The sequence below is a fragment of the Streptomyces sp. CB02056 genome, assembly GCF_001905545.1.
In the GTDB taxonomy this organism is placed as follows: domain Bacteria; phylum Actinomycetota; class Actinomycetes; order Streptomycetales; family Streptomycetaceae; genus Kitasatospora.
Window position 1 is genome coordinate 100,961 of the sequence record NZ_LIPD01000007.1, and the last position, 15,495, is coordinate 116,455.

The following is a 15,495-nucleotide window of genomic DNA, read 5'->3' on the forward strand; positions in this document are numbered from 1 at the left end:
GAGGGATCCCATGGCGAATGACCGTCCCACCCGCCCCCACCCGCTCAGCCCCGCGTATGTGATCTACACGTCCGGCTCGACCGGACTGCCCAAGGGCACGGTGATCCCGGGCGAGAACCTCGTCAACCTGCTGACGGACTTCCAGGAGCGGCTGGACTTCGGCCCCGACGACCGCATGCTCGCGGTCACCACCTTCGGCTTCGACATCGCCAACCTGGAACTGCTGCTGCCGCTGCTGTCCGGCGGCGAGCTGGTCCTCGCGGGGCAGGACGGCGCGCACGACCCGCAGACGCTCAAGCAGCTGATCACCGACGCCGGAGTGACGGCCGTCCAGGCCACGCCCACACTGTGGCGCAGCATGCTGGACCACGGCCCGGACGGCCTGACGGGACTGAAGGTGCTGGTCGGCGGCGAGGCGCTGCCCGAGGGCCTGGCCCGGGAACTGGGCGAGGCCGCCGCCGAGGTCACCAACGTCTACGGCCCGACCGAGACCACCATCTGGTCGACGGCGGCCACCGTCGACCCGGCGCTTCCCGGCCGTCCGCCGATCGGACGCCCGCTCGCGAACACCCGCACCTACGTACTCGATCGCGCGCTGCGCCCCGCGCCCACCGGCGCCACCGGCGAGCTGTTCATCGCGGGCGCCGGCGTGGCCCGCGGGTACCTGAACCGGCCCGGGCTGACCGCCGAACGCTTCGTGGCCGACCCCTTCGGCCCGCCCGGATCCCGGATGTACCGCACCGGCGACCTGGTCCGCTGGCGCGACGACGGCAGCCTGGAGTACCTCGGCCGCACCGACGGCCAGGTCAAGGTCCGCGGATTCCGGATCGAGCTCGGCGAGGTCGAGCACGCGCTCACCGACCACCTCGAGGTGGCCCAGGCCGCCGTCGTGGTCCGGGACCTCGGCTCCGGCGGGCCGGCCCTGACCGGCTACGCCGTGCCCGTCCCCGGCACCGCTCCGGACCCGGCCGCGCTGCGCGACCACCTCGCCCGCCGGCTGCCCGGCCACATGGTCCCGGCCGTCCTGACCGTGCTCGACGTGCTGCCGCTCACCCCCAACGGCAAGTTGGACCGCAAGGCACTTCCGACCCCCGACCTCGGCCCGGCCGGGCCCGGGCGCAGGCCGCGCACCCCGCAGGAGGAAATCCTCTGCGAGCTGTTCGCCGAGGTCCTCGAAGTGTCCCGGGTCGGGCTGGACGACGACTTCTTCCAGCTCGGCGGCCACTCCCTGCTCGCCACCCGCCTGGTGAACGCCCTGCGCTCGCGGCTGCGCGTGGAGATCCCGGTGCGCACCCTCTTCGAGGCGCCCACCGTCGCCGCCCTCGCCGCCAGGATCGACGGCTCGGCCGGCGCGCGCACGCCCCTCGCCCCCGCCGCACGACCCGCGCGGATCCCGCTGTCCTTCGGGCAGCGCCGGCTCTGGTTCATCAACCGACTGGCGGACGACGGCTCCGCGTACCACATGCAGAGCGTGCTGCGGCTGCGCGGCGAACTGGACCGCGCGGCGCTCGCCGAGGCCCTCGCCGATGTGGCCGCCCGCCACGAAGCCCTGCGCACCGTCTTCCCCGAGGTCGACGGCGAGCCCCACCAGCTCGTCCTCGACCCGCGGGAGGCCCGTCCCGTCCTGACCGTGACGGACACCGGCGAGGCGGACCTGCCCGGCCGGCTGCGCGCCGCCGCGGCCGAGGCCTTCGACCTCACCCGTGAAGCCCCCCTGCGCGCCCACCTGTTCGCACTGTCGCCGACCGAGCACGTGCTGCTGGTCGTCCAGCACCACATCGCCGCCGACGGCTGGTCCCTGACCGTGCTCGCCCGCGACCTCGCCCAGGCCTACCGCAGCAGGAGCCGCGGCCAGGAGCCAGGTTGGCGTCCGCTCCCGGTCCAGTACGCGGACTACACCCTGTGGCAGCGCGAGGTCCTCGGCGGGCCCGACGACCCGGCGAGCGTCCTCGCGGTGCAGACCGGCTTCTGGCAGGACGCGCTGCGCGCACTGCCCGAGCAGACCGTGCTGCCGACGGACCGGCCGCGCTCGCGCGAGGCCGGCTTCCACGGCGAGACGGTCGGCCTCAGCCTGGACGCCGAACTCCACCAGCAGCTGCTCGACCTCGCCCACCGGCACAACGCCAGCCTCTTCATGGTGCTGCAGGCCGCGCTGGCCGCCCTGTGCACCCGGCTCGGCGCGGGCACCGACATCCCGATCGGCTCGCCCATCTCGGGACGAACGGACGCCGCCCTCGAGGACCTGATCGGCTTCTTCGTCAACACCCTGGTACTGCGCACCCGTACGTCGGGCGACCCCCGCTTCACCGAGCTGCTGACGGCGGTCCGGGACAACGCCCTGGCCGCCTACGCCCACCAGGACCTCCCGTTCGAGCGCCTGGTCGAGATCCTCAAGCCCGAGCGCTCGCTCTCCCAGCACCCGCTCTTCCAGGTCTTCCTCGCGCTGCAGAACACCCCCGACGCCGAGCTCCGCTTCGCCGACCTGGACGTGACCCTGGCCGAGGAGCCGCTGCCGTCGGCCAAGTTCGACCTGGCGTTCAACCTCTCCGAGCGGTTCCGCGAGGGTCGGCTCGCGGACGGCGTCCAGGGCACCGTCGAGTACCGCACCGACATCTTCGACCGCACCACGGTCGAGACCGTCGTCGAGCGGCTGACCCGCTTCCTCCGGGCCGTCGCGGCCGACCCGCGCCGACGGATCGGAGCCGTGGAGATCCTCGGCGAGGACGAACGCCGTCGGCTGCTCGCCGGTACCCCCGCGCTGGTCACCGGCGCCGAGGAGGTGCTGCACGTCCGGTTCTCCCGCACGGCCGCGGAGCACCCCGACGGGGTCGCCCTGCGCGCCGGGGAGCGGGAGTTGACCTACCGGGACGTGGACCGGCGGGCCGACGCGTTGGCCCGCTCCCTGACGGCCCGGGGCGTCGGACCGGAGAGCCGGGTCGCGGTCTTCCTGGAGCGCTCCCCCGAACTGGTCGTGTCGATGCTCGCCGTCTGGAAGGCCGGCGGCGTCTGCGTCCCGCTGCACGAGGCCTACCCGGCGGAGCGGCTCGAATACGTCATGGCCGACACCGCGGCGTCCGTACTGCTGACCGACCGGGCGATGCTCGCCCGGGAGTTCCGGCACGAGGCCCGGGTCGTCGTGGTGGGGGCCGACCAGGTGCCGGCGGATGCCGCCGCGACCGGCCCCGACCTGCCGGTCGTCCACCCGGACCAGCTCGCCACCATCATGTACACCTCCGGCTCCACCGGTCTGCCCAAGGGCGTGGCCGTCGCGCACCGGGACGTGGTGGCCCTCGCCGACGACCCGTGCTGGGACTCCGGCAACCACGAGCGCGTGCTCATGCACGCCCCGTACGCGTTCGACATCAGCGACTACGAGCTGTGGGTGCCGCTGCTGGCCGGGAACGAGGTGGTGCTCGCCCCTCCCGGGCCGCTGGACACCGCCGCCATCGCCCGGCTGATCGCGGACGAGAAGATCACCGCCGTGCACTTCACCGCCGGGCTCCTGCGGGTCGTGGCCGAGGACGCGCCCGAGTGCCTGGCCACCGTCCGCGAGGTGCTCACCGGCGGCGACGTCGTCTCGCCGATCGCGGTCCAGCGCGTCCTGGAGCACGCGCCGGGAGCGGTCGTGCGCCAGCTGTACGGGCCCACCGAGATGACGCTGTGCGCCACCCACCACGAGCTGCGGTCGCCGTACACCGCCGACGTCCGGGTGCCGCTCGGGCGGCCGCTGGCCGGCACCCGGGTCTACGTGCTGGACGAGTGGCTGCGGCCGGTCCCGCCGGGAGTGACCGGCGAGGCCTGGCTGGCCGGGACCGGTCTGGCGCGCGGCTACCTCCACCGGCCCGGCCTGACCGCCGAGCGGTTCGTCGCCGATCCCTTCGGCGCGCCCGGAAGCCGGATGTACCGCACCGGCGACCTCGCGCGCTGGAACGGCAGCGGGCAGCTGGAGTTCATGGGCCGCGGCGACGATCAGGTCAAGATCCGCGGCTTCCGGGTGGAGCCCGGAGAAGTCGCCGCGGTGCTGGCGGACCACCCCGAGGTGTCCGAGGCCGAGGTGCTGGCCCGTACCGACCACCGCGGCGAACGGCAGCTGGTCGCCTACGTCGTCGCGGGCGGCCTGCGGCCGGCCGACCAGGAGACCGGGGCGGTCCAGCACGTCGCCGAGTGGCGGCAGATCTACGACGGAATGTACGACGGCGCCCGCTCCGCCGCCTTCGGCTCGGACTTCTCCGGCTGGGAGAGCAGCTACGACGGCCGGCCCATCCCGCTGGACGAGATGGACGAGTGGCGCCGCTCCACCGTCGAGCGGATCCGCGAACTGCGCCCGCGGCACGTGCTGGAGGTCGGGGTGGGCAGCGGCCTGATCCTGTCCCGGTTGTACGCCGAGTGCGAGTCGTACTGGGCCACCGACTTCTCCGAGCAGGCGATCCGCACGCTCCGTGCCCACCTGGGGGCCCACCCCACCGTGCGGCTGAGCACCCAGACCGCGGACGACCTCACCGGGCTGCCCGCCGGGCACTTCGACACGATCGTCCTCAACTCGGTGGTGCAGTACTTCCCCGACGCCGACTACCTGCGGCGCGTGCTCACCGCACTCACCGGCCTGCTCGCCCCCGGCGGTTCGCTGTTCGTGGGCGACGTGCGCAACCTGGACCTGCTGCACACCTTCCACACCGGCGTCGAACTGGCGCGCGCCGACGACGCCGAGGACTCCTCCGAGCTCCGGCGCCGGGCCCGGCGCCGGGCGGACCGGGAGAAGGAACTCCTGGTGGCGCCCCGCTACTTCCACGCGTTCGCCCGGGCCACCGACGGCCTCGCCGGCGCCGACGTCCGCGTCAAGCGCGGCCACGCCCACAACGAGCTGACCCGCTACCGCTACGACGTCGTGCTGCACGCCGCCGTGGACGCGCCGGTGCCGCCGGTCGAGGCGACCACCCTGCACTGGACGCAGGACCTCACCGACCTGGCGGACCTCCAGGCCCACCTCGCGCAGCACCGGCCGGCGAGCCTGCGGGTGACCGGCGTGCCGGACGGCCGTACCGGGCCGGAGGCGGCGGCCACCGCCGCCCTGGACGCGGGCGAACCGCTCGCCCGGGTACGGGCCCGGCTGGCGCAGGCCGTCGGCGTCGACCCGGCGCTGCTCTACGAGCTGGGCGACCGGCTCGGCTACCGGACGGCCGTCACCTGGTCGCCGTCCGGACCCGGCGGCCTGCTCGACGTGGTCTTCGCCGACGCCTCCGGGCCCGTCGGCCCGCTCCTGCCGACCGGACGGGCCGAGCCCGCCCCCGAGGACGACACGGCCCGCGACACCAACGCGCCGCTGCTGTTCCAGCAGGCCGGGCGGCTCGCCAAGGCCCTGCGGGCGCACGTCGGCGCCCGGCTGCCGGCGTACATGGTTCCGGCGGCGTTCATGGTGCTGGAACGCCTTCCGGTCACCGCGAACGGCAAGCTCGACCGCGCGGCCCTCCCGGAACCCGACCGGGAGGTGCAGGCCGGTTCGGGCGCGCCGCGCTCGCCGCGCGAGGAGGCGCTCTGCACGCTGTTCGCCGATGTGCTCGGGCTGCCCGAGGCGGGCATCGAGGACGACTTCTTCCAGCTCGGCGGACACTCCCTGCTGGCCATCCGGCTGGTCAACGCGATCCGCTCCGCGTTCGGCGCCGAACTCGACGTGCGGACCGTGTTCGAGGCCCCCACCGTCGCGGCGCTCGCCGAGCGGCTCGACCGGGCGGCCCCGGCGCAGGCCCCGCTGGTCCCGATGGAGCGGCCGGACCCGCTGCCGGTGTCGTTCGCCCAGCGCCGGCTGTGGTTCCTGCACCGGCTCGAGGAACACGGCGGCGCCTACAACATCCCGATCGCGCTGCGGCTGTCCGGCCCCGTGCGGGAGCGCGAACTGCGCTCGGCCCTGCGCGACCTGGTGGTGCGGCACGAGTCGCTGCGCACGGTCTTCGCCGAGGTGGACGGCGAGCCGGTCCAGCGGATCCTGGACCCGGCGCAGGCCCGGCCCGGCCTCGCCGTGGTGGACACCGACGCCGACGCGCTCGAACGGTCGCTGCTGGCCGAGGCCGGCCGCGGCCACGACCTCGGTGCCGAACTCCCGCTGCGCGCGACGCTCTTCCGGCTGACGCCCACCGATCACGTGCTGCTCGTGGTACTGCACCACATCGTCGGCGACGGCTGGTCGATGGACCCGCTGGCCCGCGACCTCGGCACGGCCTACGCGGCGCGCCTGGCCGACCGGGCACCGGAGTTCCCGCCGCTGCCCGTCCAGTACGCCGACTACGCGCTGTGGCAGCGCGCCGTGCTCGGCAGCGAGCAGGACCCGGACAGCCGGATCAGCGGCCAGATCGCCTACTGGCGCGACAGGCTGGCCGGGCTGCCCGAGGGCCTGGAGCTGCCGACCGACCGGCCGCGGCCGCCCGAGTTCAGCTACCGGGGCGCGGAGGTCGCCTTCCGGCTGCCCGCCGAACTGCACACGGACCTGCTCGGCCTGGCCCGCGAGCACGGCGCCACCCTCTTCATGGTCCTGCACGCCGCCCTCGCGGCACTGCTGACCCGGCTGGGGGCCGGCACCGACCTGCCGATCGGCACCCCGGTCGCCGGGCGCGCCGACGCCTCGCTCGAGGGGCTCGTCGGCTTCTTCGTCAACACCCTGGTCCTGCGCACCGACACCAGCGGCAACCCGGCCTTCGGTGACCTGCTCCGCCGGGTAGCCGCGGACGACCTGGAGGCCTACGCCCACCAGGACGTCCCGTTCGAGCGGCTGGTCGAGGTGCTGGCGCCGCCGCGGTCACTGGCGCGGCACCCGCTGTTCCAGGTGATGCTGGCGCTGCAGCCCGGCGGCGGCGAGGCGGTGACCCTGCCGGGGCTCGACGTCACCGGGCAGCGGATCCCGCAGCGGACGGCCAAGTTCGACCTCGACGTCCAGTTGCGCGAGACCCGCTCACCGGCGGGCGAACCGGCCGGTGTCGAGGGCACCCTGGGCTACTGCGCGGACCTGTTCGACGAGGCGAGCGCGGTCGCGCTGGCCGACCGGCTGATCCGGTTCCTGAGCGCGCTGGCCGCCGACCCGGCCCTGCCGATCGGGGACGTCGACATCCTGACGCCGCAGGAGCGGCCCCGGCCGGCCGACGCGCAGCCGTCCGGCCCGGCGCACTTCGACCCGGTGCCGCTGCGCTTCGCGGCGCAGGCCCGACGCACGCCCGCGGCGCCCGCGGTCAGCTCTGCGGGCCGCACCCTGTCCTACGCCGAACTCGACGCCGAGGCCGACCGCCTGGCCCGGCTGCTGGTCGCCGGCGGCGCCGGTCCGGAGCACGTGGTCGCCGTGGCGCTGCCGCGCTCGGAGCGGATGCTGGTCGCGGTGCTCGCGGTGCTGAAGTCCGGCGCGGCGTACCTTCCGGTGGACCGTGCCCAGCCGGCCGAGCGGATCGCCTTCGCCTGCGCCGACGCCCGGCCGATCCTGATGCTCACCGAGGGCGAGCCGGTACCGGGGATGCCCGAGCCGTCCGTGCTGCCCCGGGTCCGTCTGGACGACCCCGCGGTCCGGGACGCCCTCGCCGGCACCCCCGCCGACGCCGACGCCCGCTCCGCCGAGGAGCGGTGCGCGGCGATCGCGGCGGACTCGCCCGCGTACGTCATCTACACCTCCGGCTCCACCGGGCGGCCCAAGGGCGTCGTGGTCTCGCACGGCAGCATGGCCCGGCTGCTGGACTGGGCCGCGGACCGCTTCGGGGCCGAGGGGCTGGCGGACGTCCTGGCCGCCACCTCGCTCTCCTTCGACGTCTCGGTGTTCGAGCTGTTCGCTCCGCTGCTGACCGGCGGTCACGTCGAGATCGTGCGCGACCTGCTGGAACTGGCCGAACGGCCCTGGTCGGGCAGCCTGGTCAGCGGCGTGCCGTCGGTGTTCGCCGCACTCCTCGCCGGTGGCGAGGCCGCCTTCTCCGCCCGGACCCTGGTGATGGCCGGCGAGGCACTGCCGGAGCACCTGGTCCGGGAGGTGCGCCGCCTGCTGCCCGGCACGCGGCTGGCCAACATCTACGGCCCGACCGAGGCCACCGTCTACGCGACCGCCTGGTACTCGGAGGACGAGGAGGCGAGCGGTGCGGAGAGCGCCGCGCCGCCGATCGGCCGGCCCCTGCCGCACGTGCGCGCCCACGTCCTGGACGAGCGGCTGCGACCGGTCCCGACCGGGGTCCGCGGCGAGCTCTACCTGGCGGGCCCGGGCCTGGCCCACGGCTACCTCCGCCGTCCCGCGCTGACCGCCGAGCGGTTCGTCGCCGACCCCTTCGGCGGGCCCGGCGCCCGGATGTACCGCACCGGCGACCTGGTGCGCCGCCGCCCGGACGGCGCCCTGGACTACCTCGGCCGCACCGACGACCAGGTCAAGGTACGCGGCTTCCGGATCGAGCCGGGCGAGATCGAGAACGTCCTGACCCGCCACCCGGCGGTGACCGGCGCCGCGGTCAGCGCCGCGGCCGACCCGGCGGGCGACCGGCGCCTGGTGGCCCACGTGGCGCTGCGCCCGGGCAACGGCGTGACCGGCGCGGAACTCGCCGCGCACGCCGCGGCCACGCTGCCGGAGTACATGGTGCCGACCGCGTTCGTCCTGCTGGACGCGCTGCCGACGAACGCCAACGGCAAGCTCGACCGCGGCGCCCTCCCGGCCCCCGACCTCACCGCCCGCGCCGCCGGCGGCCGGGCGCGCGACCCGCGCGAGGAGCTGATGGGCGAACTCTTCGCCCAGCTGCTCGCGGTGCCCTCGGTCGGCCCGGACGACGGCTTCTTCGCGCTCGGCGGGCACAGCCTGCTGGCCACCCGGCTCGGCAACGCCGTCCGCTCCGCGTTCGGGGTCGAACTTCCGCTGCGTGCGGTCTTCGAGACGCCGACCCCGGCCGGCCTGGTGGCCCGCCTCGACACCGCGGACACCGCCCGCCCGGCGCTCGTCCCCGCCGAACGCCCCGCGGTGATCCCGCTGTCGTACGCCCAGCAGCGGCTGTGGTTCCTCAACCGGCTCGACGGCGGCTCCGGGGCCTACAACATCCCGCTGGCCCTGCGGCTGTCCGGGGAGCTCGACCCGGCGGCGCTGGACGCCGCGCTGCGGGACGTGGTGGAACGGCACGAGGCCCTGCGCACCGTCTTCCCGGACCACGACGGCGACCCGCACCAGCGGATCCTCGCGGCCGAGGACGGCCCGGTCGCCCTCGTCACCGTGCCGGTCACCGCCGCGGAGCTGCCCGCCGCGCTGTCCGCCGCCACCCGCACCGGCTTCGACCTCGCCGTCGAACCGCCGTTGCGCACCGCGCTGTTCCGGATCTCGCCCACCGAGCACGTCCTGCTCCTGGTGCTGCACCACATCGCCGGCGACGGCTCCTCGTACGCCCCGCTCGCCCGCGACCTCACCACCGCCTACCGGGACCGCTCGGCGGGCCGCGCCCCGCGGTGGGAGCCGTTGGCGGTCCAGTACGCGGACTACACGCTCTGGCAGCGGGAACTGCTCGGCACCGAGGACGACCCGGACAGCGCCATCGCCCGGCAGCTCGCCCACTGGCAGGATGCCCTGGCGGACCTGCCGGAGGAGCTGACGCTGCCCACCGACCGTCCGCGCCCCACCACGCCCGGCCACCGGGGCGGCCACGTGCCGCTCGACCTGGACGCGCGGCTGCACCGGAAACTGACCGAACTGTCCCGGCGTGAGGGCGTCACCACCTTCATGGTCTTCCAGGCCGCGCTCGCCGCGCTGCTCACCCGGCTCGGTGCCGGGACGGACATCCCGGTGGGCAGCCCGCTGGCGGGCCGCGGCGACCAGGCCCTCGACCGGCTGGTGGGCTTCTTCGCCAACACCGTGGTGCTGCGCACCGACACCTCCGGCGATCCGGACTTCGTCACGCTGCTGCACCGGGTCCGCACCACCGCGCTGGCCGCCTACGCCCACCAGGACGTGCCGTTCGAGCGGCTGGTCGAGGTGCTGAGCCCGACCCGCTCGGTGTCCCGGCACCCGCTGTTCCAGGTCCTGCTGGTGCTGCAGAACACCGAGCCGCCGCGGTTCGACCTGGACGGCCTGACGATCACCCAGCCGGAGACGGACGCCGGCACCGCCAGGTTCGACCTCGACGTCTCCCTCCGCGAGAGCCACACACCGGAGGGCCTGACGGCGGGCGTACAGGGCAGCATCCGCTACAACGCGGACCTGTTCGACGAGGCCACCGTGACCGCGCTGGCCGGCCGCCTGGTGGCCCTGCTGGCCGCTGTCGCGGACGACCCGCGGGCGCCGATCGGCTCCCTGGACGTGCTACTGCCGCCCGAGCGGCTCGACCTCGAGCAGTGGTCCGGCGCTCCGGAGCCGCCGGTCCCCGCGCGAACGATGCCGGAGCTGTTCCAGGGGCAGGTGGCGCGCACACCGGACCGTACGGCGCTGCGCTACGGCGCCGACACCCTGTCGTACGCGGAGCTGAACCGCCGGGCCAACCGGCTGGCGCACCACCTCCGTTCGCTCGGGGTGGGCCCGGAGAGCACCGTGGCGCTGCTGCTGCCGCGCTCGCCCGAGCAGGTCACGGCCGTGCTGGCCGTGCTCAAGGCGGGCGGCGCCTGCCTGCCGGTGGACCCGGACTACCCGGCCGAGCGGATCCGGCACATGCTGGCCGACGCCCGGCCGTCCCGGGTGCTCGCCCTGCGCTCGACGGCCGACCGGCTGCCGGAGCCGGCCGCCGCGCTGGTGCTCGACGACCCGCTCACCGCGCGGACGCTCGAAGCGGCACCGGACACCGACCCGGCCGACCAGGACCGCACCGCCGCGCTGCTGACCGCCCATCCGGCGTACGTCATCCACACCTCGGGCTCCACCGGCCGCCCGAACGGGGTGGTGGTGACCCATGAGGGCATCGCAAACCTCGCGGCCCGTCAGATCGACCGCTTCCAGGTCACCGCGGCGGACCGGGTGCTGCAGTTCGCCTCGCCGAGCTTCGACGCCGCCTTCTCCGAACTGTGCATGGCGCTGCTGTCCGGTGCCGAACTGGTGCTGGCCACCAGGGAGGAGCTGATGCCGGGCCGCCCGCTGGCCGAGCTGATCGCCCGGCACCGGGTCACCCACGTGACCCTGCCGCCGGTGGCGCTGTCGGTCCTGCCGCCGGACGGGCTGGCGACGGTCCGCACCCTGGCCGTGGCCGGCGAGGCGATGCCCGCCGACGCGGTGCACCGGTGGGGCTCCGGACGGCGCTTGATCAACGCGTACGGTCCGACCGAGACGACCGTCTGCGCCACCATGAGCGAGCCGCTGACCGGCCAGGACCGCCCGTCGATCGGCCGTCCCATCGGCGGCGCCGGCGTGCGGGTCCTCGACGAGCGGCTGCGGCCCGTGCCGCCGGGCGTCGCCGGGGAGCTGTACGTGAGCGGTCCCGGCCTGGCCCGCGGCTACCTCGGCCGGCCCGGGCTGACCGCGCAACGGTTCCTGCCCGATCCGTTCGGCCCGCCGGGCTCACGGATGTACCGCACCGGCGACCTGGTCCGCTGGGACCGCGAGGGCCGGCTGCACTTCCTGGGCCGCGCCGACCACCAGCTCTCGGTGCGCGGGTTCCGGGTGGAGCCGGGCGAGATCGAGGCCGCGCTGCTCGACCATCCGGCCGTCGCCCAGGCCGTGCTGACCGTCCGCGAGGACGGCCGGGGCGAGCCGCGGCTGATCGGCTACGCCGTACCGCACGGTGACGCGCCGGACCCGGCCGAACTGCGCGCGCACGCGGCCGGGCTGCTGCCCGCCCACATGGTCCCGGCCGCGGTGATCGTCCTGCCGGCGCTTCCGGTCACGCCGAACGGGAAGCTGGACCGTGCCGCGCTGCCGGAGCCGGACTTCTCCGGACAGCCGGACCGCGCCGCGCGCAGCCCACGCGAAGCGGTCCTGCGCGAGCTCTTCGCGGAGGTCCTCGGCGCTCCCGACCTCGGGGTCCACGACAGCTTCTTCGACGCCGGCGGCCACTCCATGCTGGCCGCCCGGCTGATCGACCGGGTCCACACCGTGCTGGGCCTCGACCTCGGACTGCGGCTGCTGTTCGAGTCCCCGTCGGTCGCGGAGCTGGCGGCCGCCCTGGACGGTGCCGCGGACGGGTCCCGGCGCGGCGGCGACTGGGACGTCCTGCTGCCGCTGCGGCCGGGCGGCGGGCGCGCACCGGTGTTCTGCGTCCATCCGGCCGCCGGCCTCGGCTGGTCATTCGCCGGGCTGGCCCGGTACCTGGACGACTGCCACCCGCTGTACGCGCTGCAGTCGCCAGGGCTGGAGGGCGGGCCGGACCGCCTCCCGGCGACGGTGGCCGACGCGGCGGCGGCGTACGTCGCCGAGATCCGCCGGGTCGCCCCGCAGGGTCCGTACCACCTGCTCGGCTGGTCGGCGGGCGGTCTGATCGCCCACGAGATGGCCGTGCAGCTCCAGGCGGCCGGCGAACAGGTGGGTCTGCTCGCGGTGCTGGACGGCTATCCGCTGGCCGGCCTGGCCCCGGTCGCCGCCCCGTCGCCCGAGGAGGTCGCCGAGGCGGTACGGCGGGAGACCGCCGGCCTGCAGCTCGACGACCGGGTCCGGGACAACCTGGCGGCCGTGTACCTGGGCGTCGCCCGGGCCGCCCAGGCCTTCACCCCGGGCGTCTTCAACGGGGAGCTGCTGCACTTCGCCGCGACCCACGACCGGGACCGGGCCCACGACCGGGGTCAGGACCGGGACCATGACCGACTCGAGGCGAAGCTCTGGGAGCCGCACCTCGACGGCCCGCTGCGAACGCACGAAGTCGCCTGCGGGCACGAGGAGATGACCCGGCCACAGGCCCTCGGCGTGATCGGCCCGGCACTCGCGGACCGGCTCCGGGAACTCACCGCACCCACACAACACACAGGGGGAACCGACCGATGACCAATCCCTTCGAGGACGACGACGCCACCTACCTCGTGCTGCGCAACGCCGAGGGCCAGTACTCGCTGTGGCCCGCGTTCGCCGAGGTGCCGGCCGGCTGGGAGGCCGTCCACGGCGAGGCCGACCGCCAGTCCTGCATCGACCACGTGAACGAGCACTGGACCGACATGCGTCCCGACAGCCTGATCGCGGCGATGGACGCCGCGGCGGGTGGGCGCGCCACGCCGTGAACACCGACCGCAGCCCCTTCAAGAACCTGACCGTCGACCACATCCGCTTCCGCGCGTCACCGACCTGGATACCCGGACCGCCGGGTTCGTCCGCGGATACGGGCTGACCGTCACGGACGCGCCGGACCAGGCCGGGCGGCGCCGCCCGGCCTGGGCGGCCTGATCGGCCTGCGGAGCGCGGCGCACGCCGCCACGGCGCCCGAGGAGTGAGACTTCGTCGAGGGCGGCAGCGGCCGGGAGACGACACGCTGTCCGCGGACCGGGCCGCCTTCGACGCGGTGGCGCCGGCGGACCGGGCGGCGCCACTCGGCTGCCGGGCCCTCGTGGCGACCGTGGACGTGCCGGTCACCGTGAATACCGCGCCGATCTCGCAGGCCGTCGTCGGGGGCGCCCTGCCGGAGGCGGGCTTCAGCCCGACCCGGGCGACCTCCGGCGACCGGCGGATCCACCAGCGCGATCCGGCCCACCACCTTCGCGGTCCGGAATCGCCGTTCCGGCGGTGCCCGGACGTTTCCCGGAAAACCCCGCACGGCGGTTTCTTCGTCGTCGTCGATGTGCCGTTCACCGTCGGCGACGAATTGCTCGAAAGGTCCGGCCAGGAATTCGGCGCGCTCTTTACGCCGATATTGCACTTCCATGCCGGGAAGGAGGGGCGGAACCACCTCCGACTGTCCTGCAGTTCCCTCTCCGGTGAACACTTGGAAGAAGGACTGAACAGGCTTGCGACCCTTTTCGCCGACCGCGGCGTGCGTCTTGTTGACATCCGCGCCGACCCGATGCCTCACTGTAGTAGCGTGAGTATGGACATCACAGCCGGGAGTTGACTTGTTACACTGCAAAGCTGTCTGCAAACGCTATGGCGGAGGACGGTGGATCCTCACCGATGTGGACATGGAGGTCTCCGCCGGCGAGGTGGTCGCCGTGGTCGGCACCAACGGTTCCGGGAAGTCGACCCTGCTGAAGATCCTGGTCGGGCTGTCGCAGCCCACGTCCGGCAAGGTGTCGGGCCGACCGCCGACCATCGGCTACGTACCGGACCGCTTCACGGCGCACGAACGCATCTCGGCGATCTCCTACCTCACCCACATGGGACGCATCCGAGGCATGTCCACCTCCGCCGCCCGCGCGCGGGGAGGCCACCTGCTGGACCGGCTGGCCCTCGTGGGCGGCCCGACCGCGTCGCTGCGCACACTCTCCAAAGGCAACGCACAGAAGGTCGCGCTGGCCCAGGCCCTGCTCGTCCGGCCCGACCTGCTGGTCCTCGACGAACCGTGGTCGGGCCTGGACGCCTCGGCCCACGGCGTCCTGGGCGAGTTCATCGACGAAGTGGCCGCCCGACGCGGCGCGGTGGTCTTCACCGACCACCGCGAGGCGATCACCGGGACGCACGCCACCGGCGCCTACGCCATCACCGACGGCCGGGTCGTCTGGCGGGGCGGCACGCACGCCGAGGGCCCCGCCCCGGTGGTCGAACTGGTCCTGACCGTGCCGGCCGACGGCGCGGTCCCGGCCGAGCCGGACTGGTACTCGCTCCCGGGCGTGGTAAACGCCGCCCGCCGGGGCCAGGACACGATCCTGCGGGTGACCCGGGAACACTCCGACGCCGTACTGATGACGGCGCTGCAGCACCGGTGGTCGGTGGACGCGGTGGCCAGGGCCGCGCACGACCACGGCTCCCGCACCGACGCCGGGAGTGTTGCCCGGTGATCCCCTTGGTCCGCTACATGTTCACGGTTCTGCTGCTCTCCCAGCGCTACCTCGCGCCGCTGCTCGTGTTCATCGGCCTCGCCGCCGTGCTGACCAGCAGCGACACCGGCCCGCTCCCCGCCACGTATTCCGCGGTGGCGGGCGCCATGCTGCTGTGCTCCACCTGGCTGACCATGACGCTGATCGGCCTGGAAGACCCGCCGCATCGCTCGATCGTGGTCGTCAGCGCGGGCAGCCACCTGAGAATGGTGCTCGGATCGGTCGCGACCGCTGCCGTCTGGTGCCTGCTGCTGACGGGGGCCGGCCTGGCACTGCCGCTGCTGTTCGGAACCCACACCGTCGGCCCCGCCGATCTGGCCCTCGGCACGGAGGCCCAACTGACCTGCGCCTTCACCGGCATGTCCATCGGATTCGTCTGCTCACGGCTGGTGTTCCGGCGGCAGGGCTACGCACTCGTCGTCGCCCTGGCGCTCCTGCTGGCCGCCATGCTCGGCAAGGGCGTGTCCCCGGTCAACATCCTGCTGACCGACCTCCAGCACGCGTCGAAGTCGGCGGACGTCCTGGGCTCCACGGGCGTGCTGGCCGCCGCCGCCGCGGTTCTGCTCGCGGCGGGAACGGCCGTCACCCACGCGATCGCCGTCAAGAAGAGCTGACCACCAGGGGAACGTCCCGCGA

General features: G+C 74.6%; 5 protein-coding genes. All 5 read left to right on the forward strand.

Going from position 1 to position 15,495, the window contains the following annotated elements; all coding sequences use genetic code 11:
• Positions 1–10: 10 nt before the first annotated feature.
• On the forward strand, positions 11–12,883 hold the full coding sequence (locus AMK13_RS19495; protein WP_074003396.1) for a non-ribosomal peptide synthetase: 12,873 nt from the start codon (positions 11–13) through the stop codon (positions 12,881–12,883).
• Positions 12,880–13,113: an MbtH family protein gene (locus AMK13_RS19500; RefSeq protein WP_074003397.1), complete on the forward strand. Its 234-nt coding sequence runs from the start codon at positions 12,880–12,882 to the stop codon at positions 13,111–13,113. Before AMK13_RS19495 ends, AMK13_RS19500 begins: the two co-directional genes overlap by 4 nt.
• 332 nt (positions 13,114–13,445) lie before the next feature.
• Positions 13,446–13,937, forward strand: coding sequence for a hypothetical protein (locus tag AMK13_RS19505; protein WP_143204575.1), 492 nt, complete (start codon positions 13,446–13,448; stop codon positions 13,935–13,937).
• A gap of 61 nt (positions 13,938–13,998) precedes the next feature.
• A complete protein-coding gene (locus AMK13_RS19510; protein ID WP_241852954.1) occupies positions 13,999–14,820 on the forward strand; it encodes an ATP-binding cassette domain-containing protein in 822 nt (273 codons plus the stop codon).
• The gene (locus AMK13_RS19515) at positions 14,817–15,473 is read left to right on the forward strand and encodes a hypothetical protein (RefSeq protein WP_074003400.1); all 657 of its coding nucleotides are present in this window, start codon (positions 14,817–14,819) and stop codon (positions 15,471–15,473) included. Before AMK13_RS19510 ends, AMK13_RS19515 begins: the two co-directional genes overlap by 4 nt.
• Positions 15,474–15,495 lie beyond the last annotated feature (22 nt).